Here is a 22777-nt window from a genome sequence, read left to right on the forward strand (position 1 = left end):
CTCCCGCGCGCGGGAGAGGGAGCGTAGTCGCGTCTGATGCCCACCCCGCTGCGCCGCCGCTTGCGCATGGCCCGTCGTGGCGCCTTCTATGGCGCCGCGCTCGTGCTCGTGCTGGTGGCGTTGCTGCTCGCCGCGGCCAGCCAGGTGCTGCCGCTGGCCGAAAGCCATCCCGAGCAGGTCGCGCAGTGGCTGAGCAAGCGCGCCGGGCGGCCGGTCGCGTTCGACAAGGTCGAGACCCAGTGGACCCGGCGCGGTCCGCTGCTGCGCCTGGACGGGCTGCGGGTCGGCGAGGGCGCGCAGGCGTTCACCATCGGCGATGCCGAGATGCTGGTGTCGATCTACGCCGGTCTGCTGCCGGGGCAATCGTTTTCCGAATTGCGGCTCAAGGGCCTGGACCTGACCCTGGAGCGCGCCGACGACGGGCGCTGGAAGGTGCGCGGGCTGCCGGGGCAGACCCAGACCGACAACAGCGATCCGCTGTCGGCGCTGGAAGGGCTGGGCGAATTGCAGGTGATCGACGGCAAGCTGGCGGTGATCGCGCCGTCGCTCGGGATCGATGCGCGCATTCCCAAGATCGACCTGCGCCTGCGCGTGGACGGTTCGCGCCTGCGCGCGGGCGTGCGCGCCTGGCCGAGCGTCGGCGTTGCCGGAGCACCGTCTACGCCGCTGGACGCGGTGCTGGATTTCGATCGGCGCCGCGGCGACGGCCGCGCCTACGCCGGCGCGACACGCGCCGATCTGGCCGGCTGGGCGCCGCTGCTCAAGATCGTCGGCATCCGGGTCGAATCCGGGCAGGGGCGCGCCGAAGCCTGGGCCGATCTGCGCGGGCACCGGGTCGCCGCGGTCACGGTGTCGGCCGCGTTGGATCGGGTCGGGCTGCGCGGTGAGCGTCCGCTGCCGGTGCCGGTCAGCAGTGGCGCCGCGCCTGTAAATGCGGCGCCCGCGAACGCGACATCCGCGACCGCTGCGACGGCCACCGGCACGACTTCGAACACCGCTTCGAACACTGCTGCTGCATCCTCCGCGCCGGCCGCAACCGCGACCCCCATTCCCAGCGGCCCCGACCGGGTCGAATTCGAACACGTCGAAACCCTCGCGCACTGGCGCCTGACCGACAACGGTTGGCGCTTCGACGCGCCCAGGCTGCGCATCGGCAGCGGCGCCAACGTGCAGACCCTCGACGGTCTGGCCGTGGCCGGCGGCGAACGTTATGCATTGCGCGCCGATCGCATCGACGCCGGCCCGCTGATCGCGGTCGCCGCGCTCAGCGATGCCGTGCCCGAACGGCTGCGGCATTGGTTCGAAACCGCCAAGCCGCGCGTGTCGCTCAGCGCGATCGCGCTCAACGGGCGCCGCGGCGGGCCGATGTTCGCCAGCGCGCGGATCGAGGCGCTGGGCTTCGATGCGGTCGGCACCTCGCCGGGTCTGCAGGGCCTGGCCGGCACGATCGAAGCCGATGCCGACGGCTTCGCGATCCAACTCGACGAAAACTCGCCGATGCGCTTCGACTGGCCGACCGGGTTCGGCGTGGTCCACACGGTCAAGCTGCAGGGCCGCGTTGGTGGCTGGCGCGAAGGCGGCGGCTGGCGCGTGGGCACCACCTCGCTGCGCCTGCGCGGCATCGACACCGACTTCGGCCTGGTCGCGCGCGGCGGGCTGTGGTTCCAGAACGACGGCACCCGGCCGTGGATCGACATCGCCACCGATATCGACGACACCCCGATACCGGTCGCGAAGGGCTTCTGGATCCGCAATCGGATGTCGCCGAACCTGATCCATTGGCTCGACACCGCGCTGGCCGGCGGCAAGCTGCGCAATGCTCACGCGGTGGTGTCGGGCGATCTCGACGACTGGCCGTTCAACCGCAACAACGGCCTGTTCGAAGCCAGCGCGCATCTCGATGGCGCGGTGGTGAAATTCCAGCCCGAGTGGCCGGCGGTCGACAGCTTGAACGCCGACGTGCGTTTCGTCGCCGACGGTTTCAGTGTCGAAGGCGTGGGCAAGATCGCCGGGGTCGGCATTCGCCGCATCGGCGCCGGCATCGATCACTACAAGGACGGCACCCTCAGCGTCGCCGCCGACACCAGCGCCGATGCCGCGCAATTGCAGGCGCTGCTCAAGCAAAGCCCGCTGTACAAGGATCAGGCCGACACCCTCGACAACCTGCGCGCGAGCGGCGCGGCGAAAGTCGCGTTCGACATGAAACTGCCGCTGATCCATGGCAGCACCACCCAGATCACCGGCACGGTCGACCTGGACAACGCCAAGCTCGCCGATCCGCGCTGGAAGATCGCGTTCGAACAAGTGCGCGGCCGCGCCGAGTACGGGCGCGGCGGGTTCCGCGCCGAGGATCTGGCGGTGATGCACGACGGCGCGCCGGGCAAGTTGTCGCTGCGCGCGGGCGAGAATTTCGTGCGCGATCGCGGCAACGCGTTCGAGGCCGGGCTGGATGCGATGTCCGGCGCCGACGAATTGATCGCGCGCGGGCCGGATGAGTTGGCCTGGTTGAAGTCGTATCTCGACGGGCGTTCGTTGTGGACGGTCGGGATTTCGATTCCGAAGGCGGCGCACGCGGCGGCTGGCGCCGTCGGCAAGGCTGCGGCGATAAAGCCCGGCGTATCGGCGCCGGTGCCGGCCTTGTTGCAGCTGCGGTCCAATTTGGTCGGCACCACCCTGACCCTGCCGCCGCCGTTGAACAAGGCGGCCGGCGCGGCGCTCGCGACCACCATCGAAACGCCGTTGCCGCTGGGCAGCGGCGACGTGCGCGTGGCCTTGGGCAACACCCTGGCGCTGCGCGCGCGCACCACCAACGGCAAGACCGGCGTGCGGGTGGTGCTCGGCGCCAACCGGGTCGACGACCTGCCGCCGGCCAGCGGCCTGGTCGCGACCGGCCGCGCCGACACGCTCGAAGCGATCGACTGGATCGCGATCGCGCGCGGCGGCAGCGGTTCGGGCGAAGGCGTGGCCTTGCAGCGCATCGACGTGACCGCGCAGAAACTGCAATTGCTCGGCGGCGTGTTTCCCAACACCCGGGTGATCGTCGCGCCGGCGCCGCAGGGCGCGACCGCGGTGCGCACCGAGGGCGCGGCGCTGGAAGGCGCGTTGCTGATTCCCGGCGACGGCGCCATCGCCGGCCGTTTCGCGCGCGTGCATTGGCGCGCGCCGGCCGGTCCGGCCGCGGCGAATCCGACCACGATTACCCCCGGCAGCAACGGCGTCCATGCGTCCACCGCGGCCGCGGCCAATACCGTGCAGGCGGCGACCAAGCCGGCGCTCGACGACAGCATCGACCCGGCCAAGATTCCGGCGCTGACCCTCGACATCGCCGACCTGCACATCGGCGACGCCGCGCTCGGCAACGCCAGCCTGCGCACCCGGCCGACGCCGGCCGGCATGCGCATCGACCAATTCACCACCCGCGCCGACAAGCAGTCGATCGACGTCAGCGGCGACTGGACCGGCCGCGGCACCGGCGCGCGCACCCATCTGAGCGCCGCGCTCGACAGCGGCGATGTCGGCGCGCTGCTCGGCGGCTTCGGCATCGGCGGCCAGGTCGGCGGCGGCAAGGGCAAGCTCAAGCTCGACGCCGGCTGGCCCGGCAGCCCGGCCGGTTTCGCCCTGGGCACCTTGGAAGGCAGCCTGGTCGTGGACCTGCGCGACGGCCGCCTGATCGAAGTCGATCCCGGCGCCGGCCGCGTGCTCGGCCTGCTCAGCGTGGCGCAGTTGCCGCGCCGGCTGACCCTGGATTTCCGCGACCTGTTCGCCAAGGGCTTCGCCTTCGACCGCGTCGCCGGCACCGTGCGCTTCGGCAACGGCAGCGCGCGCAGCGACAATCTGGTGATCGACGGCCCGGCCGCGGCGATCGCGATCCGCGGCGCCGCCGATCTGCGCGCGCAAAGCTACGACCAGACCATCGAAGTGCGGCCCAAGGCCGCCAACGTGCTTACCGCGGTCGGCGCGCTGGCCGCCGGTCCCGTCGGCGCGGCGATCGGCGCGGCCGCCAATGCGGTGCTGCAGAAGCCGCTGGGCAGCCTGGCGTCGAAAACCTATCGGGTCACCGGGCCGTGGAAAGAACCCAAGGTCGAAGTGCTGAGCCGGCAGGAGACGCGCGCGGCGAAGCCGCCAGGGCCGCCGGCGGGTTAGGCGCGGGCGGCGATATCCCGATGGGGTTTCCAGGGTTCGGGTGGTCGGCGTTGAGGCTCCCTTGCAGAAAAACTCGCGATCCCATCGCCTACGGTCACCGCGCGGCCTGAAGTCTTTTGTGAGCGGCCTTGAAGCCCGATTCGACAACTGGACGCGGGCTCGCAAGCGAAGCCCAAGCGCGAATCCGGCGCCGCCCCGCGCCTGAATCGCCCGCGAGCCCGCCGGATTGCGCAAGCCTTCGCCATTGATCGCCGGCCCGCGCGCCACTATTTCCTGAGCATGGGCGCTCGCCGCGCCGCTCCGCATGCCACGGCCGCAAGCCGCCGGAATCGGGCGCGCGGCCCACCCAAGCGCCGCCGGCCCGCCTAAGATGGGCTTTCCGAGTGTTCACCTCTTGCCTGGTTCCCACATGACCCTTCCCCTGCAGATCGCCGAAACCCGCCTCCTCCTGCCCGCCGGGCTGGACGCCGACGGCCTGGAACGCAGCTTCGGCACCTTGCTCGGGCCGGGCATCGATTTCGGCGACCTGTATTTCCAGCATTCGCGCCGCGAGAGCTGGACGGTCGAGGACGGCATCGTCAAGGACGGCTCGCATTCGATCGAGCAGGGCGTGGGCGTGCGCGCGATCAGCGGCGAGAAGACCGGCTTCGCCTATTCCGACGAAATCAACAGCGACGCGCTGCTCGGCGCGGCCAAGTCGGCGCGCGCGATCGCCCGCGACGGCCGCTCGCAGAACGCGCGCAGCCTGGTCCGCGGCGGCGGACGTTCGCTGTATCCCAGCGACGACCCGATCGATTCGATCGGCAACGAAAGCAAGGTCGAAGCGCTGCGCAAGCTGGACAAGCTGCTGCGCGCGGCCGATCCGCGCGTGCAGCAGGTGGTGGTGAGCCTCAGCGGCACCATGGACACCGTCCTGGTCGCGCGCAGCGACGGCGTGCTCGCCGCCGACGTGCGCCCGCTGGTGCGCTTGAACGTGCAGGTGATCGTCGAACACAACGGCCGCCGCGAAAGCGGCTACTCCGGCGGCGGCGGCCGTTACAGCTACGCCGACCTGCTCGGCGGCGACAAACCCGAACAGTTCGCGCGCGAAGCGCTGCGCCAGGCGCTGGTGAATCTCGACGCGGTCGACGCGCCGGCCGGGATCATGCCGGTGGTGCTCGGCTCGGGCTGGCCGGGCGTGCTGCTGCACGAAGCGGTCGGTCACGGCCTGGAAGGCGATTTCAACCGCAAGGGCACCTCGACCTACGCCGGCCGCATGGGCCAGCGCGTGGCCTCGCCCGGCGTCACCATCGTCGACGACGGCACCCTGGAAGGCCGGCGCGGTTCGCTCAACGTCGACGACGAAGGCACGCCGACCAACTGCACCACCCTGATCGAGGACGGCGTGCTGGTCGGTTACATGCAGGACACCCTCAACGCGCGTCTGATGGGCATGACGCCGACCGGCAACGGTCGCCGCGAATCCTTCGCCCATCTGCCGATGCCGCGCATGACCAACACCTACATGCTGGCCGGCAAGGACGATCCCGAAGACATGATCCGCTCGGTCAAGAAGGGCTTGTACGCGGTCAATTTCGGCGGCGGCCAGGTCGACATCACCAGCGGCAAATATGTGTTCTCGGCGACCGAGGCCTATCTGATCGAGGACGGCAAGATCACCGCGCCGGTCAAGGGCGCGACCCTGATCGGCAACGGCCCGGAGACCATGCAGAAGGTGCGCATGATCGGCCACGATCTGGCGCTGGACGAAGGCGTGGGCGTGTGCGGCAAGGACGGGCAGAGCGTCCCGGTCGGCGTCGGCCAGCCGTCGTTGTTGATCGATGGACTGACGGTGGGCGGCACCAGCGCGTGATGGCGGCTGGTGCGCGAGCATCCCTTCTCCCGCGAGCGGGAGAAGGTGGCCCGAAGGGCCGGATGAGGGCGCGCGCGGTCGCAGGCAACGACGCGATCCGCGACTTCCTCACCCCAACCCTGGCCCGGCCCAAACGCATGGCGTTTGGGCGTTCGCGGGCGCGCGAGCCGGTGGCTCGCAAGCGGCGCCCACTCACCCCGCGAGCGGGAGAGGGGCTTCAAAAGCAATCGAATTCAGTCCTGGCTGTCGTCGGCGAATTCGCCGTCGTCATCGTCGCCCGCATCGCCCGGCCCAGCCAACACCGTGCGCAACTCGCGATACAGCTCGCGGAACGAGTGCGGCGGCTTGTTGCGCTTGCGTTCTTCCAGGGTGTTGCGCACCAGTTGGCGCAGGCGTTGCCGGTCGGCGCCGGGGTATTCGTCGAGCAATTCGGCCAGCGCCGCGTCGCCGTTGTCGAGCAGGCGTTCGCGCCAGGTCTCGATGCGGTGCATCGCGGCGATCTCGCGCCGCGCGGTCTCGCCGTTTTCGTCGAGCGCGTCGCGCAGCGCGTCCATAGCCGCATCGTCCTCGCGGCGCATCTGCTTGGCCAGGAACGCCAGCTGGCGCTTGTGGGCGACGTGCGCGGTGATGCGCTTGCAGTCGCGGATATGCGGCAGCAACGCCTCGGGCACCGGCAGCTTGGCCAGCTGGGCCTCGGTCAGGGACACCAGTTTTTCGCCCAGGGCCAATGTTTCCAGCGCCTCGCGCCGGTTCTGGCTCCGGCTGGGGCTCAGGAATTCGCCGGTTTCCTCATCTCTGCCGCGCATCGCAAAACACCTCGTGTACCGTCAAACTGAACAATATCGCGTCGCAACGACGCCGCTTGCGTTTCCAGCGGCGCCTGCGCGCCACCGCCAACTCGGCGGCGCCCACGCGCCGCGGCACCAAGGATAAGCCATTGAACGTGTTAGCCCCCAGCTCCGGCATCGCGGCCGCCCCGGCCCACACCTTCGCCGACCCCGAAGCGCGCCTGGACGCGCTCGTGGATCTGTCGCAGCGGCTGCTCGCCGCAGCGCGCGCGCGCGGCGCCACCCAGGCCGAAGTGTCGTGCTCGGAAGAGGCCGGCCTCAACGTCAACGTGCGCATGGGCGAGGTCGAAACGGTCGAGTCCACCCGCGACCGCGGCATCGCCATGACCGTCTACTTCGGCCAGCGCAAGGGCAGCGCCAGCACCGCCGACCTGCGCGAGGAAAGCCTGGAGGCCACGGTCGAACAGGCCTGCGCGCTGGCGCGTTACACCGAAGACGACAGCGCCGCCGGCTTGGCCGACGCGGCCTTGATGGCGACCGACCTGCGCGATTTCGACACCTGGCATCCCTGGAACATCGACCCCGACCGCGCGATCGAACTGGCGCTGGCCTGCGAAAGCGCCGGCCGCGATTTCGACAAGCGCATCGAGAACAGCGACGGCGCCTCGGTCGGCACCGGCGCGAGCCTGGGCGTCTACGCCAATTCGCACGGCTTCGTCGGGCGCGAGCGCAGCACCCAGCACAGCCTGGGCGTCGCCTTGATCGGCGGCCGCGGCGACAGCATGCAGCGCGACGGCTGGTATACCTCGGCGATGGCCGCCGACGAACTCGAATCGGCCGCCAGCGTCGGCCGCAAGGCCGCCGAGCGCACCGTCGCGCGCTTGGCCCCGCGGCAGATCGCGACCGGCGAATACCCGGTGCTGTACGCGGCCGAAAGCGCGCGTTCGCTGATCGGCCATCTGCTCGGCGGCATCAGCGGCGGCGCCTTGTACCGGCGCGCGAGTTTCCTGGTCGACAGCGCCGGCACCCAGTTGTTTCCGTCGTGGTTCCGCATCGACGAACAACCGTTCCTGCATCGCGGCTACCGTTCGACCTCGTACGACGCCGAAGGCGTGGCCACCCGCGAATCGGCCTTGATCGACGCCGGCGTGTTGCAGCATTACGTGCTCAGCAGTTACTCGGCGCGCAAGCTGGGCCTGCAGACCACCGGCAACGCCGGCGGCGTGCACAACCTGCAGGTCGCGGCCAACGCCGGCGACTACGCCTCGCTGCTCAAGCAGATGGGGCGCGGCCTGGTGGTGACCGAGCTGATGGGGCAGGGCGTCAATGCGGTGACCGGCGATTACTCGCGCGGCGCGGCCGGTTTCTGGGTCGAGAACGGCGAACTGCAATACCCGGTCGACGGCATCACCATCGCCGGCAACCTGCGCGCGATGTTCTCGGCGATCGAAGCGGTCGGCACCGACGTCGACGAGCGCTCGCATGTGCGCACCGGTTCGATCCTGATCGGGCGGATGACGGTGGCGGGCGAAAGCGCCGAGGAATAAGACGCGGCGCGATGTACTGGCCGGCCGCCTGATCGCGCGGTCGCATCGCCGGATTTTCGTTGCTGCGGTCTTTGTCGGGTCTGCCGCGGCAGGCCCGTTGCGTCCGCCTTCGTCCGATCGCCGCGACGCATCGACGAGGCGATCAAACGACCCGGCATCGTCGCGGCAATACGCCGGTAACCGGCGTCGCGGTCCTGCCCATGCGCGCCGTTCCTTGACCGCGGTTGCGAATCCGCGCATCGCCGACTGAACAGGCCCCGCGGCCTGTCAACCCGAAGCATGGCCACCCGTTCTCTGGCGTAGTTCCCGCCCGGAGAGCCGGATGAGCGCAAGCAAGGCCACGGCCGCCAATCGATTCGGACTCGGCGCACGCCCCGGCGAGCTCGACCGCGCCGGCGACGGCCGCCAGATTCTGCTCGCGCAATTGCGCGAACCGCCGTCGCTGGCGGAATTCCGCGACCTGCCGGGCAGCGCCGCGACCTTGCAGCGCGAGTACGAGCAACAGCGCGCGAATCGCGCGAACCGAAGCGTTGAGGCAGCGCCGAAATCCTCCAAGCCACTCATGGCCGCGTCGTCCGAATCCATATCGGAATCGACGACGACCGCGCCCGGCATGGATGGAGCATCCGCGCGTCGCGGCCGCACCGCCGGCGCGCGCATCGCCGACGCGCCGAACGACTCCGCCGAACGCGAACCCGCAACGCCCGCCGAAGCCCTGCGCCGCGAACTGCGCCGCCAGCAACTGGCCGAATTCGCCGCGCGCTATCGCCATGCCGCGTCCACCGACGCGCCGTTCGTCGAACGCCTGACCCAATTCTGGTCGAACCATTTCGCCGTCTCCATCGACAAGGGCAACGCGCGCCTGTACGCCGGATCGATGGAGCGCGAGGCGATCCGGCCGCATGTGCTCGGCCGCTTCGAGGACCTGCTGGTGGCGGTGGAAAGCCACCCGGCGATGCTGCGCTATCTCGACAACGCGGTGTCGATCGGCGACGACTCGCGCGCGGCGCGGCGCGCGCAACGCATGAGCGGGGGCAACGGCGACAAGCCGCGGCGCGGGCTCAACGAAAACCTCGCGCGCGAGATTCTCGAACTGCACACCGTCGGCGTCGATGGCGGCTATCGCCAGGACGATGTGATCGAGCTCGCGCGCGCGATCACCGGCTGGAGCACGCCGGGCCCGCGCGACGCGCAGGAAGCCGATGCCTCGTTCGTGTTCCGCGCCAACGCCCACGAACCCGGCGCGCGCCGCGTGCTCGGCCGCGACTATGCCGAAGGCGGGGTCGAACAGGGCCGCGCGGTGCTGGCCGATCTGGCCCGGCATCCGGCCACCGCGCGCCATCTGAGTTTCAAGCTCGCGCGCCATTTCGTCGCAGACGAGCCGCCTCCGGCGCTGGTCGAACGCATGGCCCAGGCCTATCTGCGCAGCGACGGCGACCTGCGCGCGCTGTACCGCAGCCTGATCGAAAGCGACCAGGCGTGGTCGCCGGCCGCGCGCAAGTTCAAGACCCCCAACGATTTCGTGATCTCGGCCTTGCGCGCGGGCGAGCTGCCGGTCGGCAACGAAGCGCGCGCGCTGATCGGACTGCTCGCCAGCCTCGGCCAACCGGTGTTCACGCCGCGCTCGCCGGCCGGGTTTCCCGATACCGCGGCCGACTGGAGCAATCCCGACGGCCTGTTCAAGCGCATCCAGGCCGCGCAGTTGTTCGCCGCGCGCGTCGATGCGTATTCGTCCACGCCTTATCAGCGCGCGTTGTCGGTGCTCGGCAGCGACGCGGTCAACGGCGATTTCGCGATCGGCCTGCGCCGCGCCGGTTCGGCCAGCGAAGGCTATGCGCTGCTGTTCGCCAGCCCCGCGTTTCAGTGGAGAAGCTGAGATGGACGCGCAACGACGAGGTTTGCTCGCCGCGTTCGGCGCCAGCGCGCTGCTGACGCTGTTTCCCGGCGCGACCCGCGCCGCGACCGGGCACGACACGCGCTTTCTGCTGGTGTTGTTGCGCGGCGGCCTGGACGGCTTGCATCTGCTGCCGCCGTACGCCGATCCGGCCTGCGCGCGCCTGCGCGGCGAGGGCGCGGTGGACGATCCGATCCGCATCGACGCGAGCTTCGGCCTGCATCCGGCGCTGCAGCAGGCAGCGATGATGTACCGCGCACGCGAGTTGCTGCCGATCGTGGCGATCGCGCCGCCGTATCGCGAACGCTCGCATTTCGACGCGCAGGATTGCCTGGAAAACGGCACCGCTTCGCCGACCGGCGCGCGCGACGGCTGGCTCGGCCGCTGCGTGCAGGCGATGCCGGGCGGCGCGGGTTTCGCGGTCGCCGCGGTGATGCCGCTGGCCTTGCGCGGCAGCGACCGCGCCAGCAATTGGTGGCCGCCGTTGCCCAAGGACGTCGATCCGCAGTTGTTGCAGCGATTGCAGCCGCTGTACGCGGCCGATCCGCGCCTGAGCGAGACCTTCGAGCGCTCCACCCATGCCGCGACGATGGCGCGCGACGGCAAGGGCGCGTTCGCGCTGCCCGAGGCGATGCGCATCGCCGCGCAACGCATGAGCGCCGTCGACGGCCCGCGCATCGGCTTCGTCGAGGACAGCGGTTGGGATACGCACCGCAATCAGGCCCAGGTGTTGCAGCGCAAGCTGGCCGAACTCGATCAAGGCCTGGCCGCGGCGCGCGCGGGCTTCGGCGCGGCGTGGCCGCGCACGGTGATCGCGGTGGTCACCGAGTTCGGCCGCACCGCGGCGATCAACGGCACCGGCGGCACCGATCACGGCACCGGCGGCATGGCCTTGCTGTGCGGCGGCGCGGTGCGCGGCGGCCGCATCGGCGGCGATTGGCCGGGACTGGCGCCGGCGCAGCTCAACCAGGGCCGCGATCTGCGCGCGACCAGCGACCTGCGCGGGCTGTTCAAGAGCGTGCTGACCGAGCACATCGGTCTGGCCGAATCGGCGGTCGAGTCGCGGGTGTTTCCAGGCAGCCGCGCGGTCGCGCCGATGGCGGGCTGGCGGGCGGCCTAGCCCGCTTTGCGACGTGGGTGACGCGAATCCTGCGGTTCGATGACCCTATATCGGCGATTCGCGCCACAAGCTGCGGCATGGCCGTCGGCACCTATTTCGCGCGTTCGATCATTTCGAGCGGCGGCGACTGTGACAGCCCGATTGCAGGCGGCATGGCCACGCCGCCGGTCACGGCCGTCTGAGCATGCCGGACACAGATAAAGTGCGGCAGCCATACCCTATTTACCTTGACAGCATGGACGCTCACGGCCGACAGTGACGCGGTTGGGCAGCCCGGTGCTGGCCCATCGGACTCACATCACGAACAGGAAAGGGGAACAAGGAATGAACGATTTGAACGAACAAGCGTCCGGCAACAGCGAGGATCGCACCCTGGCGATGATCACCCACCTCTCGGCGATCATCTTCGGCTTCATCGTCCCGCTGATCATCTGGTTGATCAACAAGGACAAGCCGGAGAAGGAATTCCTGACCGATCAGTCCAAGGAAGCGCTGAATTTCACCATCTCGCTGTTCATCGTGTACGTCGCGCTGACGGTGCTGTCGTTCGTGACCTTCGGTCTGGCCGGCCTGCTGACGCCGGTGGTGTGGCTGGTGTCGGTGGTGTTCTTCATCATCGCCGGCCTCAAGGCGAAGGACGGCGTGCGTTACCGCTATCCGCTGACCCTGCGTCTGATCGCCTGAGTCGGTATTAGCTATTCGGGCCGGCCGTTCGCGGTCGGTCAGGGGAAAACGAAAAGGGCGGACTTCGGTCTGCCCTTTTTCGTGGTCGCGTCGAACGTATCGGCGGCAAATGCGCCTGCTGCAAACGTGCGGTTTCGGACCTGTGTGGTTTCAAACGTATCGGTTCGAAACAGATTCGACGCAGGCGCGACGGCTTCCAGGCCAGCGCGCGAATCGTGGCGTCGAAGCCGCGAGGCCGGATCGGCGTCGCGGCTCAGGGCTCAGCGATCGCGTTCGATCGCCAGCCGTCCCAGCGCGCGCAGGGCCTCGGCGCCGGGGCCGAACGGTTCCAGCGCGGCGTCCATCGCGCGCGCCAGTTCGTCCAGGCGCGCGCGCGAGGCGTCCAGGCCGATCAGCGCCGGGAAGGTCGATTTGTCCTGGGCCGCGTCCTTGCCGGCGGTCTTGCCGAGGGTCTGGCTGTCGCCTTCGACATCGAGGATGTCGTCGCGGACCTGGAAGGCCAGCCCCAGCGCCTGCGCGTAGCGGTCCAGGGCGTCCAGCGCGGCGCCGTCGGCGTGGCCGCACAGCGCGCCCATGCGCACGCTGGCGCGGATCAGCGCGCCGGTCTTGAGCGAATGCAGATGCTCCAGCGCGGTCACATCGAGCTGCACGCCGGTGCCGGTGGCGTCGATGTCGAGCGCCTGGCCGCCGCACATGCCGGCCACGCCCGCGGCCTGGGCCAGGGTGCGCAGCAGGGCGACGCGGGTGGCGTCGTCGGTGTCGGTATCGGCCAATACCGCGAACGCGAGCGATTGCAGCGCGTCGCCGGCGAGGATCGCGGTGGCTTCGTCGAAGGCCACGTGCACGGTCGGCTGGCCGCGACGCAGCGCGTCGTCGTCCATAGCCGGCAGGTCGTCGTGGATCAGCGAATAGGCGTGGATCAGTTCGAGCGCGGTGGCCGGCGCGTCGAGCACCGCCGGCGCGACCTCGAACAGTGCGCCGGCGGCATGCACCAGCAGCGGGCGCATGCGCTTGCCGCCGAGCAGCACCGCATGGCGCATCGCCTGGTGCAGGCGCTGCGGCGGCGCGTCGGAAGCGGGCAGTGCGTGGGTGAGGGCGCGGTCGGCGCGCTCGCGCCACTGACTCAGCCGGTCGTCCAGCCCGGCCGCATCACGCATCGACTTCGCTGCCCGGCGGGCCGGCATTGCCGAACGCCTCGGCGCTGGCCGGTTCCTGCGGGTCGGTGAGCAGGCGCACGCGCAGCTCGGCCTCTTCCAGCGCGGACTGGCAGCGGCGGTACAGACCGACGCCGCGCTCATAGGCGGCGAGCGAATCTTCCAGGCTCATCTCGCCGTGTTCCATCTTCTCGACCAGTTGCTCCAGGGCATCGAGCGACTGCTCGAAATCGGCGACCGGCGAGGCTTCGGTGGGGGTTTTACGAGGCATATGGGAAGTGTGCGGCGGGGGCGGGGCGGGGTCAATGCGGCGTGGGGACGCGGCGGGTGGGGCGCTTGGGTTGCTGTGTTTTCTTTTTGGGGGCTTGGCTTGCTTGGAGTCGCCGTTGCCGTTGGAAGGCTTCGTCTGATTGAAGTCGTCATTGCTGCCAAGGCGGTTCCGCGGAACTGCGCATGCAGGGACTTCAGCGCCATCTTTCCAGGCCGTCATTCCCGCGAAGGCGGGAATCCAGGGCCTTTCGTGCAAGAGCGCTTGAAGTCTCTGGATTCCCGCCTTCGCGGGAATGACGGTCTTGGGGAGAACGACGAAACGAGGCCGCTGCGGTGCTTGTCGTAATCGCGGAGCGCGACGCACGTAGGAACACCGCAGCGCGATGTGCGCAGTGACTGAGTAAGCAGCGAGCAACCCCGCTCGCCGCGGCAGACTCACCCCGCCACCAACGTCAACCGCCCCCCACACCCCCGCAACCACGCATCCATCCGCGCCGATACCGCCACATCGCCCACCGCCAGCACTTCGCCCTGCGGCGAGCTCAGCAGCGGCAGCCGGCGCCGCTCCCACGGCGGCACGCCCAGGTCCTGCAGCACCTTGCGCAGCATGTGGCCGTGCGCGCGCCCGGGCAGCACGATGCGTTCGCCGCCGCGACGCGCATGCGCCACGCCGGGCACATCGAAGGCATCGGCGCCTTCGAGCCGCCACTCGCCGCCGTCGGGCAGGGCCAGCGGCGCGCGCCCGTCCCACGGCGTCTGCCAGTCATCGGCCAAGGGCGGCCTGTGCATCTGCGCGTGCAGCAGATCGCGCCAGGCGTGCACCACCGCGCCCTGCCAGGCGAATTCGGCTTCGGCGTCGGCGCGCGCGTCGAGCAATTGCGATTCGATCTGGATCACGCCCTGGGTCGGCAGCGGCGGCAGGCCCAGGCCGGCGATCCAGCGCCGCAGCACCCGCGCGCGCCGCGCCACCGGCAGCTTGCGCAGGGCGGAGCGCGATAACGCCTGCGGATCGAGACTGCGCACCGCGGCCAGCGCCAGTGCGTCTTCCTCGTCGAGCAGGCGTTCGGACTCGCCGGCCAGCCGCGCCGACAGGGCGAAGCTCGCATCGGCCTGCGGCCAGCGTTCGCGCAACAAGGGCATGACCCGATTGCGCAGGAAATTGCGGTCGTAGCGATCGTCGTCGTTGCTGGGGTCGTCGATCCAGCGCAGGCCGTGGCTGTGCGCATAGGCGAGCAACGCGGCGCGCGGCACCGACAACAACGGCCGCCACAGCCGGCCTTCGCCGCAGGCTCGCCACGGCGTCATCGACGCCAGCCCGGTCGAACCCGAGCCGCGCAGCAGCCGCAGCAGCAGGGTTTCGGCCTGATCGTCGCGATGATGGGCCAGGATCAGGGTTTCGCCGGCGTCCAGTCCGGCCTCGAACGCGGCATGCCGCGCGCGCCGCGCCGCCGCTTCCGGACCGTCGCCGGCGTCGCGCGCAACCGACACCCGCGAAACGGTCAATTCCAGTTCGTTCGAACGGCAAAATTCCTCGCAATGCCGCGCCCAATCGTCGGCCTGCGCATGCAAGCCGTGATGCACATGCCACGCCCGCAGACCTTGCCGCCGCGCCCGCGGCGAAGCCGCCAGGGCATGCAGCAGCACGCTCGAATCCAGCCCGCCGCTGTAGCCCACGCACAGCGGCGTGGCCGGCAGTTCGCGCAGCGCGGCGGCGATCGCATCGGAGTTTGATACCAACATGTCGGCATGGTGCCACGACCGCGGGACGCAGCAACCCATGGATGATGCTGCGCACGCGCGGGGCCGCCATTACCTTGACTTCTCCTTGGTAATGCAGAGAACGCGTCGTGTCCCGGCTTTTCGCTCCGCTGTCGCAACGCTCCTTGACCTTGCGCAACCGCCTGGTGGTTTCGCCGATGTGCCAGTACTCGGCCGTGGATGGCGTGCCGAACAACTGGCATCTGGTCCACCTGGGCAGCCGCGCGGTCGGCGGCGCCGGCCTGGTCATGACCGAGGCCTGCGCGGTCTCGCCGCAGGCGCGTATTTCCCCGGCCGACACCGGCCTGTGGAACGCCGCGCAGGCCGAGGCCTGGCATCGCATCAGTTGCTTCCTGCGCTCGCGCGAAGCCGCGGTCGGCGTGCAGCTGTCGCATGCCGGGCGCAAGGCCAGCGTCGAAGCGCCGTGGCTCGGCGGCAAGGGCGTAACCGCCGATGCCGGCGGCTGGACCCCGGTGGCGCCGTCGGCGCTCGCGTTCCGCGAGGATTCGCCGCAACCGCGCGCGCTGGAACCGATCGACATCCGCAACGTGATCGACGATTTCGCCGCGGCCGCGCAACGCGCGCTCGATGCGTGTTTCCAGTTGGTCGAGATCCACGCCGCCCACGGCTATCTGCTGCATCAGTTCCTGTCGCCGTTGTCGAACCAACGCGAGGACCGCTACGGCGGCAGTTTCGAAAATCGCACCCGCCTGCTGCGCGAAGTGCTGGTCGCCGTGCGCGAGGTTTGGCCCGAGCGCCTGCCGTTGTGGCTGCGCATTTCCGCGACCGACTGGGCCGACGGCGGCTGGGATATCGAACAGAGCGTCGAGCTGGCGCGGATCGTCAAGGACCTCGGCGTCGACCTGATCGATGTGTCCAGCGGCGGCCTGGTGCCGCATGCGCGCATTCCGGTCGAGCCGGGCTATCAGGTGCCGTTCTCGGCGCGAATCCGTCGCGAGGCCGGCATCGCCACCGGCGCGGTCGGTCTGATCACCCGCGCCGCGCAGGCCGAGAAGATCGTCGCCGACGAAGAGGCCGACGTGGTGCTGCTCGCGCGCGAGTTGCTGCGCGATCCGTATTTTCCGCTGCGCGCCGCGCACGAGTTGGGCGCGAACGTGCATGTGCCGGAGCAGTATCAGCGGGCGTGGTGAGTGCGGAGGTGTCGGGCGAGTCGGTGCATGCGCCGATCGCCGCGCAAAGACGCGACTCGCTCAATCGGGCTTCGGGCAGGTTCCCGGCTTCAGTCGCGCAGCCGCGGGGCAGGCCCATCGCTTCATTCGCGACAGATCGGCGTCGGGATCGCTCAGCGTGACCCGATAGCCGCGGTCGAGCATCAAGCGCAGGTGACCGTTACGGAAGTGCTCGGGCTCGCACGCCGGGTCGTAGTAACGGGGGCCTCGCGAGAACACGATCAGCGCGACCAGTTCTGCCTCGCGCAGCTCATCGGCCGGGACGCCGAAGTAGGTCTGCGCCGCCTGCTCCAGGCCCATCGCGCCTTGGCCGTAATCGGAATTGTCCAAAATCCAATCGATGACCCGCTCGGCCGGCCATTCGCGACTCAGGCGGCTGGCGACGGCATAGGTGACCGGACGCAGCCGCTTGGGCCAGGGGCGATAGCCGTCCCGATTCCGGCCATATTTCAGGTTGGGCCCCAGTCGCGGATCGGCCTGGGCCAGGTTCAAGAACGCGATGTCGTCGGCGGCACGCGACAGCACCTCTTCGTCCGCGCCGGCGGCGCATGCGGCTTCTTGCGTGGCCCAGTCGGACCAGGCATGCGACCAGCACCGCAGCCCATGCCCCAGCTCGGTGAGCGGCAATCCGACGCTGCTGAAGCGGCGGATGCGCAGTTCGCCCTTGCCGCCCAGATCGGTCCACATCAGGGCACGCGCCTGCGCCGAGTATTGCTGACGCGGCAACGGCAAGGTTTGCGGCAGATCGTACGCGCCGTACCAATAGATGCCCTGGAGCACGAGTACGACCGTGAGCGCGATCGCCAGGATCGCGGCGACGATCGATTTGATCAGGACGTCCATGTCCTTGCGCGCGGTGCCTTACGCGGCTTCGTACGCGCCGTAACCGCGCAAGCGCTCATACCGGCGCTGCAGCAGTTCGTCGACCGGAACGTTTTCCAGCGCGTCGATCTCGTTGATCAACACCGCCTTCAAGCGCGTGGCCATCTGCTTGGGGTTGCGATGCGCGCCGCCGATCGGCTCGCGCACGATCTTGTCGATCAGGCCTAGCTCGTGCAGGCGCTTGGCGGTCAGGCCGAGCTGTTCGGCCGCGTCCTTGGCCTTGTCGGCGGTCTTCCACAGGATCGAGGCGCAGCCTTCGGGGGTGATCACCGAGTAGGTGCTGTATTCGAGCATCAAGGTGCGATCGCCCACGCCGATCGCCAGCGCGCCGCCGGAGCCGCCTTCGCCGATCACGGTGCAGATCACCGGGATCTTCAGCTCGGCCATTTCCAGCAGATTGCGCGCGATCGCCTCGGACTGGCCGCGTTCCTCGGCGTCGATGCCGGGCCAGGCGCCGGCGGTGTCGATGAAGGTGATCAGCGGCAGGCCGAAGCGCTCGGCCAGTTTCATCAGGCGCAGCGCCTTGCGGTAGCCCTCCGGACGCGGCATGCCGAAGTTGCGCTTGATCTTGCTCTTGGTGTCGCGGCCTTTCTGGTGGCCGACGATGACCACGCTGCGACCGGCGATGCGGCCCAGGCCGCCGACGATGGCTTTGTCGTCGGCGAAGGCGCGGTCGCCGGCCAGTTCCTGAAACTCGTCGCACATCACCCGGATGTAGTCGAGGGTGTACGGACGTGCCGGATGGCGCGCCAACTGCGAAATCTGCCAGGACGAGAGGTCGCGGAAAATCTGCGCCGTGCGCAGGCGCAGCTTGTCCTGCAGGGCATGGATTTCGGCGTCGATGTCGACGGCCGGGCCGCTGCTGGCGTGGCGCAGCTCCTGGATCTTGGCTTCCAGGTCGGCGATGGGCTGCTCGAAGTCGAGGTAATTCGGATTCATTCGGGGGCCGTGGGCCTTGGTCGATGGACAGTCTAGCCCAGAGGGGGGGACCGTACCGAGGGGGATGGGCAGGGTGGGGCGAGGAACGAGTTCAGAGGAGTGAGGAGTGAGTAAAGGCGCGCGCTCGATCTCTGAACGGGTGCGCAAAAGCGGAGAGTGAGCGAAAGCACGCTTTTACTCACTCCTCACTCCTCTGAACTCACTCCTGCCTCAAGCCCAGGGCTTGCCCAAGGTCAACCGCACCGCCTTCACCCCCGGCTGCGAGCGCAGCAGGCCGACCAGGTCCGCGTCCACGCGCACCGACTGCGGGCCGTTGAGGTCGAGCATGCCGGCCGCGCCCTGGCGCAGCAGGTCCAGGCGGATCGGGGTCGGGCCGGGGCGCTGCTTGGCCAGCAGCGCGTCCACCCGCTGCCAGGTGCCCGGCACCCGCAGGTCCAGGCGCAGGGCCAGGCGCTGGGCGTGCTTGGCGCAGATCTGCGCGTAGTCCCAGCAGCGCGCCGCGCGCAGGGCGAAGCCGCCGCTGAAGGCGTCCTCGCGCAGGCCGCCCTGGATCACCAGCAGGCGGTCGCGCGCCAGCATCGAGGCGAATTCGCTGTAGGTCTCGGAGAAGAACGCGCACTCCAGGCGGCCGCGGCCGTCCTCGATCTGCACGAACATCTGGCTGTCGCCTTTCTTGCGGAAGCCGACGACCTGCCCGGCGACGATGATGTCCAACTCCGGACGCCAGCCGCTGCGCGCGCTTTCCGGACGTTTTTCCCAGATCGTTTCCAGCTCGCCCAGATCGATGCCGACCAGGCCGCGCAACTCGTCGCGATACGGATCGAAGGGATGGCCGCTGAGGTAGTGGCCCAGGGTTTCGCGCTCGCCATGCAGGATCTGGCTCAGCGGCCACTCGTTGGCCTGCGGCAGGTCCAGATGCAGCGCCGGCGCGGCGGTTTCGAACCCGCCGAACAGCGAGACCTGGCCGGCGGCGCGCTCCTTGGCCAACTGGTCGGTGACCTTGAGCACCTCCGGCAATTGCAGCATCAGGCTGGCGCGGTTGGGACCCAGGCCGTCGAGCGCACCGGCGTGGGTCAACGCTTCCATCGCCCGACGATTGAGCTTGCCGGTGTCCACGCGCTTGCAGAAATCCAGCAGGTCCACGAACGGACCGGCGCGGCGCGCGTCGACGATCGCCTCGCACACGCCACGGCCGACGCCCTTCACCGCGCCGATGCCGTAGCGGATGGTGTTGGCGTCGATCGCCTCGAACATGTACTCGGATTCGTTGACGTGCGGCGGCAGCACGGTGATGCCCATGACCCGCGCTTCGTCGAGGAAATTGACCACCTTGTCGGTGTTGTCCATGTCCGACGAACACGTCGCGGCCATGAACTCGGCGCCGTAGTGGCGCTTGAGCCAGCCGGTCTGGTACGCGACCAGCGCGTACGCGGCCGAGTGCGACTTGTTGAAGCCGTACTCGGCGAACTTCTCCATCAAGTCGAAGATCGGGCTGGCCTGCTTGGCCGGGATGTTGCGCTCGGCGCAGCCGGCCTCGAACTTGGCCCGCTCCTTGGCCATTTCCTCGGGCTTTTTCTTGCCCATCGCGCGGCGCAGCATGTCCGCGCCGCCGAGCGAATAACCGGCCAGGACCTGGGCGATCTGCATCACCTGTTCCTGGTACACGATCACGCCGTAGGTCGGCCCCAGCACCGGCTCGAGCGATTCGTGCGGATAGGTGACCTCGGCATTGCCGTGCTTGCGGTCGACCCAGTCCTTGTCCATCCCCGAGCCCAGCGGGCCGGGACGGAACAACGCGGCCAGCGCGATGATGTCTTCGAAGGTGTCGGGCTTGGCGCGCTTGAGCAGCTCGCGCATGCCGCGCGATTCGAACTGGAACACCGCGACCGTGTCGCCGCGCGCGAACAGTTCGTAGGTGGGCTTGTCGGTCAGCTCCAGCGCGGTGATGTCGAGCGGTTCGTGACCTTCCCTGGCGCGGCGCTTGTTGATCGCGCGCACCGCCCAATCGATGATCGTGAGCGTGCGCAGGCCGAGGAAGTCGAACTTGACCAGGCCGACGGCTTCGACGTCGTCCTTGTCGAATTGCGTGACGGGACTTTTGCCGCGGCCTTCGCCGTCGTGTTCGGCGAACAGCGGGCAGAAGTCCGACAGCGGGCTCGGCGCGATCACCACGCCGCCGGCGTGCTTGCCGGCGTTGCGGGTCAGGTCCTCGAGTTCGCGCGCCAGATCCAGCAGGTCGCGCACGTCGTCTTCGCTGCGATAGCGCGCGATCAGTTCGCTGGACGCCAGTTCCGGGTTCTTGATCGCCGCCTCGGATTCGCCGAGCGCGTCGTCGAGGCAGATGCCCAGGGTCAGCGGAATCAGCTTGGCGATGCCGTCGACGAAACCGTAGGGATGGCCGAGCACGCGGCCGGCGTCGCGCACCACCGCCTTGGCCGCCATGGTGCCGTAGGTGATGATCTGCGAGACGCGGTCGCGGCCGTACTTGCGCGCGACGTAGTCGATGACTTCGTCGCGGCGGTCCATGCAGAAGTCGATGTCGAAGTCGGGCATCGACACGCGTTCGGGATTGAGGAATCGCTCGAACAGCAGGTCGTACGGCAACGGGTCCAGATCGGTGATGCCCAGCGCCCAGGCCACCAGCGAGCCGGCGCCCGAACCGCGGCCCGGGCCGACCGGGATCTCGTGGTCCTTGGCCCAGTTGATGAAGTCCGCGACGATCAGGAAGTAACCCGGGAACCCCATCTTGATGATGACGTCGAGTTCGGTTTCCAGGCGTTCGTCGTAGATCTGCCGGGTCTTGCCCGGCGCGATCGGATTTTTTTCCAGCCGCTTGATCAGGCCCTCGCGCGATTGCGCGCGCAGCCACGATTCGATGGTGTGTTCGGCCGGCACCGGGAAATCCGGCAGCGCGTATTCGCCGAGCTTGAGCTCGACGTTGCAGCGCGTCGCCAGCGCCAGCGCGTTGTCGATCGCGTCGGGCACGTCGGCGAACAGCTCGCGCATTTCCTCGCTGGACTTGAGGTATTGCTCGGCGCTGTAGTCGCGCGGGCGCTTGGGATCGTCGAGCACGCGGCCGGAGGCGATGCACACGCGCGCCTCGTGCGCCTCGAAACCTTCGGCGTCGAGAAAGCGCGCGTCGTTGCTGGCGATCAGCGGCAGGCCGCGCTTGCCCGCGGCCTGGATGGCGAAGGCGTTGAACAGTTCCTCGCCGTCGCGCTGGGTGCGGGTGATTTCCAGATGCAGGCGGTCGCCGAACACGCCCTGCCAGTCGACCAGCCAGGCGTGGGCGAGTTCGTGGCGGTTGGTCGCGGCCAGGCGTCCGCCCAGGCTGTGGCGGCCGGCGAGACAGAACAGGCCGGCGTTGTCCTCGCGCAGCCATTCCGGCCGCAGCACCACGCCTTCGGTGCGGTGGCCTTCCATCCAGGCGCGGCTGAGCAGGCGCGACAGGGTCAGGTAGCCGCCGCGGTCGCGGCACAGCAGGGTCAGGCGCGAGGCGGTTTCGTTGCCGTCGGCCAGATGCACGTCGGCGCCGATGATCGGCTTGATCCCGGCGCCCTCGCAGGTCTTGTAGAACTTGACCGCGGCGAACAGATTGTCGAAGTCGGTCAGCGCGACGGCCGGCTGGCCGAGCGCGACGCAGCGTTTGACCAGATCGCCGATGCGGATCGTCGAGTCGGCCAGCGAGTACTCGCTGTGCAGATGGAGATGAACGAATGGAGCGGACATGCGTACCGGTTCTGCGGCCGTGCCGGAGGAGACTCAAGCCGTGATCGGCAAGCGGCGTGCGAGCCGGCTTGCAGGGTATCAGCCCGGCGGCCCGGGACAAGCCTTGACAGGTCGGGATTGGCGCCGGGGCGGCGATTCGGGCTCGTGGCGAAAAGCCGCGGAGCGCATGGTTGCGCGGATATGGGGTTGCGCGGATGCCGTTGCGACGGCACGCCAAGCCGCAACGGATCAGTTCTCCTCCCAGATTGCGACGGCACATCAACCCGCAGCGAATCTGTTTCCCCCTTTGAAAAAGGGGGGAAGGGGGGATTTGCTTTTGCCCGCGCAGCCGTAGAGCCAAAGCAAATCCCCCGCGCCGCGAGAACGGTTCAGACATCAGGCAGGCGCCGGGCGCTGGCCCCCTTTGTCAAAGGGGGCGAATTGACGTGGTTTCGGGCGGGCGATGTTTCCGACGCGAGTGCAACGCATCGACGTCACATGCCGTTGCGACGGCACGCCAAGCCGCAGCGAATCTGTTCCCCCCTTTGAAAAAGGGGGGCTAGGGGGGATTTGCTTTTGCCCGCGCTGCTGCGGAGCCAAAGCAAATCCCCCGTGCTGCAACGACGGTTCAGACATCGGGCAGACGCTGGGCGCTGGCCCCCTTTATCAAAGGGGGCGAATTGACGCGATTTCGAGCGGGCGATGTTTTCGACGCGACCGCGACGGATCGATGTCGGCGCTCAATCCCTTCGCTTCGCGCGCGATCAACGCCTGGCGCGACAGAACCGCGGTGAGACAGCTGCATGGTTCCGCCGATACGACCGGGACGGCTGCTCTCATTAACGCGT

At 69.1% G+C, this 22777-nt stretch carries 14 protein-coding genes; 7 read left to right on the forward strand and 7 right to left on the reverse strand.

Annotated features, from left to right (window positions below; genetic code table 11):
* The first annotated feature begins 36 nt into the window (after nucleotides 1-36).
* Entirely contained in the window at nucleotides 37-4143 is a 4107-nt protein-coding gene (locus IEQ11_RS08310) for a YhdP family protein (protein WP_191821901.1), read from the forward strand.
* A gap of 409 nt (nucleotides 4144-4552) precedes the next feature.
* The gene (gene tldD / locus IEQ11_RS08315; RefSeq protein ID WP_036113658.1) at nucleotides 4553-5995 is read left to right on the forward strand and encodes a metalloprotease TldD; all 1443 of its coding nucleotides are present in this window, start codon (nucleotides 4553-4555) and stop codon (nucleotides 5993-5995) included.
* Between the two features lie 233 nt (nucleotides 5996-6228).
* On the opposite strand, the gene yjgA is transcribed toward tldD, so the two are convergent.
* Complete coding sequence (yjgA, locus tag IEQ11_RS08320; protein ID WP_036113661.1) at nucleotides 6229-6801, reverse strand: ribosome biogenesis factor YjgA; 573 nt, start codon at nucleotides 6799-6801, stop codon at nucleotides 6229-6231.
* Nucleotides 6802-6932: 131 nt separating this feature from the next.
* Between yjgA and pmbA the strand changes: the two genes are divergently transcribed.
* The 4 genes from pmbA to IEQ11_RS08340 all read left to right on the forward strand — a co-directional run bounded on the left by pmbA (nucleotide 6933) and on the right by IEQ11_RS08340 (nucleotide 12028).
* Entirely contained in the window at nucleotides 6933-8330 is a 1398-nt protein-coding gene (gene pmbA / locus IEQ11_RS08325) for a metalloprotease PmbA (RefSeq protein ID WP_425479594.1), read from the forward strand.
* Between the two features lie 322 nt (nucleotides 8331-8652).
* Nucleotides 8653-10206 carry a DUF1800 domain-containing protein gene (locus IEQ11_RS08330; protein WP_191821903.1) on the forward strand — a complete coding sequence of 518 codons (1554 nt, stop codon included), beginning with the start codon at nucleotides 8653-8655 and terminating at the stop codon, nucleotides 10204-10206.
* 1 nt (nucleotide 10207) lies between these two features.
* Nucleotides 10208-11344 (forward strand): DUF1501 domain-containing protein, encoded by a 1137-nt coding sequence (locus IEQ11_RS08335; protein WP_191821904.1) that lies wholly within the window; start codon nucleotides 10208-10210, stop codon nucleotides 11342-11344.
* 324 nt (nucleotides 11345-11668) lie between these two features.
* Nucleotides 11669-12028, forward strand: coding sequence for a DUF4870 domain-containing protein (locus IEQ11_RS08340; RefSeq protein WP_096414077.1), 360 nt, complete (start codon nucleotides 11669-11671; stop codon nucleotides 12026-12028).
* Nucleotides 12029-12288: 260 nt separating this feature from the next.
* Here the strand turns inward: IEQ11_RS08340 and ispA are convergent, their stop codons facing one another.
* The 3 genes from ispA to tilS form a co-directional block, all read right to left on the reverse strand.
* A complete protein-coding gene (ispA, locus tag IEQ11_RS08345; protein ID WP_191821905.1) occupies nucleotides 12289-13185 on the reverse strand; it encodes a (2E,6E)-farnesyl diphosphate synthase in 897 nt (298 codons plus the stop codon).
* Complete coding sequence (locus IEQ11_RS08350; protein WP_191821906.1) at nucleotides 13178-13453, reverse strand: exodeoxyribonuclease VII small subunit; 276 nt, start codon at nucleotides 13451-13453, stop codon at nucleotides 13178-13180. The genes ispA and IEQ11_RS08350 overlap by 8 nt, the downstream gene beginning before the upstream one ends.
* A 434-nt stretch (nucleotides 13454-13887) precedes the next feature.
* On the reverse strand, nucleotides 13888-15192 hold the full coding sequence (gene tilS / locus IEQ11_RS08355) for a tRNA lysidine(34) synthetase TilS (RefSeq protein ID WP_191821907.1): 1305 nt from the start codon (nucleotides 15190-15192) through the stop codon (nucleotides 13888-13890).
* A gap of 107 nt (nucleotides 15193-15299) precedes the next feature.
* On the opposite strand from tilS, the gene IEQ11_RS08360 reads away from it, so the two are divergent.
* Nucleotides 15300-16361, forward strand: coding sequence for an NADH:flavin oxidoreductase/NADH oxidase (locus IEQ11_RS08360; RefSeq protein ID WP_191821908.1), 1062 nt, complete (start codon nucleotides 15300-15302; stop codon nucleotides 16359-16361).
* Between the two features lie 60 nt (nucleotides 16362-16421).
* Here the strand turns inward: IEQ11_RS08360 and IEQ11_RS08365 are convergent, their stop codons facing one another.
* From IEQ11_RS08365 to dnaE, 3 genes are all read right to left on the reverse strand, one after another.
* Nucleotides 16422-17243: a transglycosylase domain-containing protein gene (locus tag IEQ11_RS08365; RefSeq protein ID WP_096414081.1), complete on the reverse strand. Its 822-nt coding sequence runs from the start codon at nucleotides 17241-17243 to the stop codon at nucleotides 16422-16424.
* Nucleotides 17244-17261: 18 nt separating this feature from the next.
* Nucleotides 17262-18221, reverse strand: coding sequence for an acetyl-CoA carboxylase carboxyltransferase subunit alpha (locus tag IEQ11_RS08370; protein WP_036113689.1), 960 nt, complete (start codon nucleotides 18219-18221; stop codon nucleotides 17262-17264).
* Between the two features lie 210 nt (nucleotides 18222-18431).
* A complete protein-coding gene (gene dnaE, locus IEQ11_RS08375) occupies nucleotides 18432-21950 on the reverse strand; it encodes a DNA polymerase III subunit alpha (protein ID WP_191821909.1) in 3519 nt (1172 codons plus the stop codon).
* Nucleotides 21951-22777: the final 827 nt, after the last annotated feature.

The sequence above is a fragment of the Lysobacter capsici genome (assembly GCF_014779555.2).
In the GTDB taxonomy this organism is placed as follows: Bacteria; Pseudomonadota; Gammaproteobacteria; order Xanthomonadales; family Xanthomonadaceae; genus Lysobacter; species Lysobacter capsici.

What these genes read in the sequence shown, in the direction of transcription:
- IEQ11_RS08310 (WP_191821901.1), top strand. Translation starts at nt 37, where the DNA reads ATGCCCACCCCGCTGCGCCGCCGCTTGCGCATGGCCCGTCGTGGCGCC.
- tldD (WP_036113658.1), top strand. Translation starts at nt 4,553, where the DNA reads ATGACCCTTCCCCTGCAGATCGCCGAAACCCGCCTCCTCCTGCCCGCC.
- yjgA (WP_036113661.1), bottom strand. Translation starts at nt 6,801, where the DNA reads ATGCGCGGCAGAGATGAGGAAACCGGCGAATTCCTGAGCCCCAGCCGG.
- IEQ11_RS08330 (WP_191821903.1), top strand. Translation starts at nt 8,653, where the DNA reads ATGAGCGCAAGCAAGGCCACGGCCGCCAATCGATTCGGACTCGGCGCA.
- IEQ11_RS08335 (WP_191821904.1), top strand. Translation starts at nt 10,208, where the DNA reads ATGGACGCGCAACGACGAGGTTTGCTCGCCGCGTTCGGCGCCAGCGCG.
- IEQ11_RS08340 (WP_096414077.1), top strand. Translation starts at nt 11,669, where the DNA reads ATGAACGATTTGAACGAACAAGCGTCCGGCAACAGCGAGGATCGCACC.
- ispA (WP_191821905.1), bottom strand. Translation starts at nt 13,185, where the DNA reads ATGCGTGATGCGGCCGGGCTGGACGACCGGCTGAGTCAGTGGCGCGAG.
- IEQ11_RS08350 (WP_191821906.1), bottom strand. Translation starts at nt 13,453, where the DNA reads ATGCCTCGTAAAACCCCCACCGAAGCCTCGCCGGTCGCCGATTTCGAG.
- tilS (WP_191821907.1), bottom strand. Translation starts at nt 15,192, where the DNA reads ATGTTGGTATCAAACTCCGATGCGATCGCCGCCGCGCTGCGCGAACTG.
- IEQ11_RS08365 (WP_096414081.1), bottom strand. Translation starts at nt 17,243, where the DNA reads ATGGACGTCCTGATCAAATCGATCGTCGCCGCGATCCTGGCGATCGCG.
- IEQ11_RS08370 (WP_036113689.1), bottom strand. Translation starts at nt 18,221, where the DNA reads ATGAATCCGAATTACCTCGACTTCGAGCAGCCCATCGCCGACCTGGAA.
- dnaE (WP_191821909.1), bottom strand. Translation starts at nt 21,950, where the DNA reads ATGTCCGCTCCATTCGTTCATCTCCATCTGCACAGCGAGTACTCGCTG.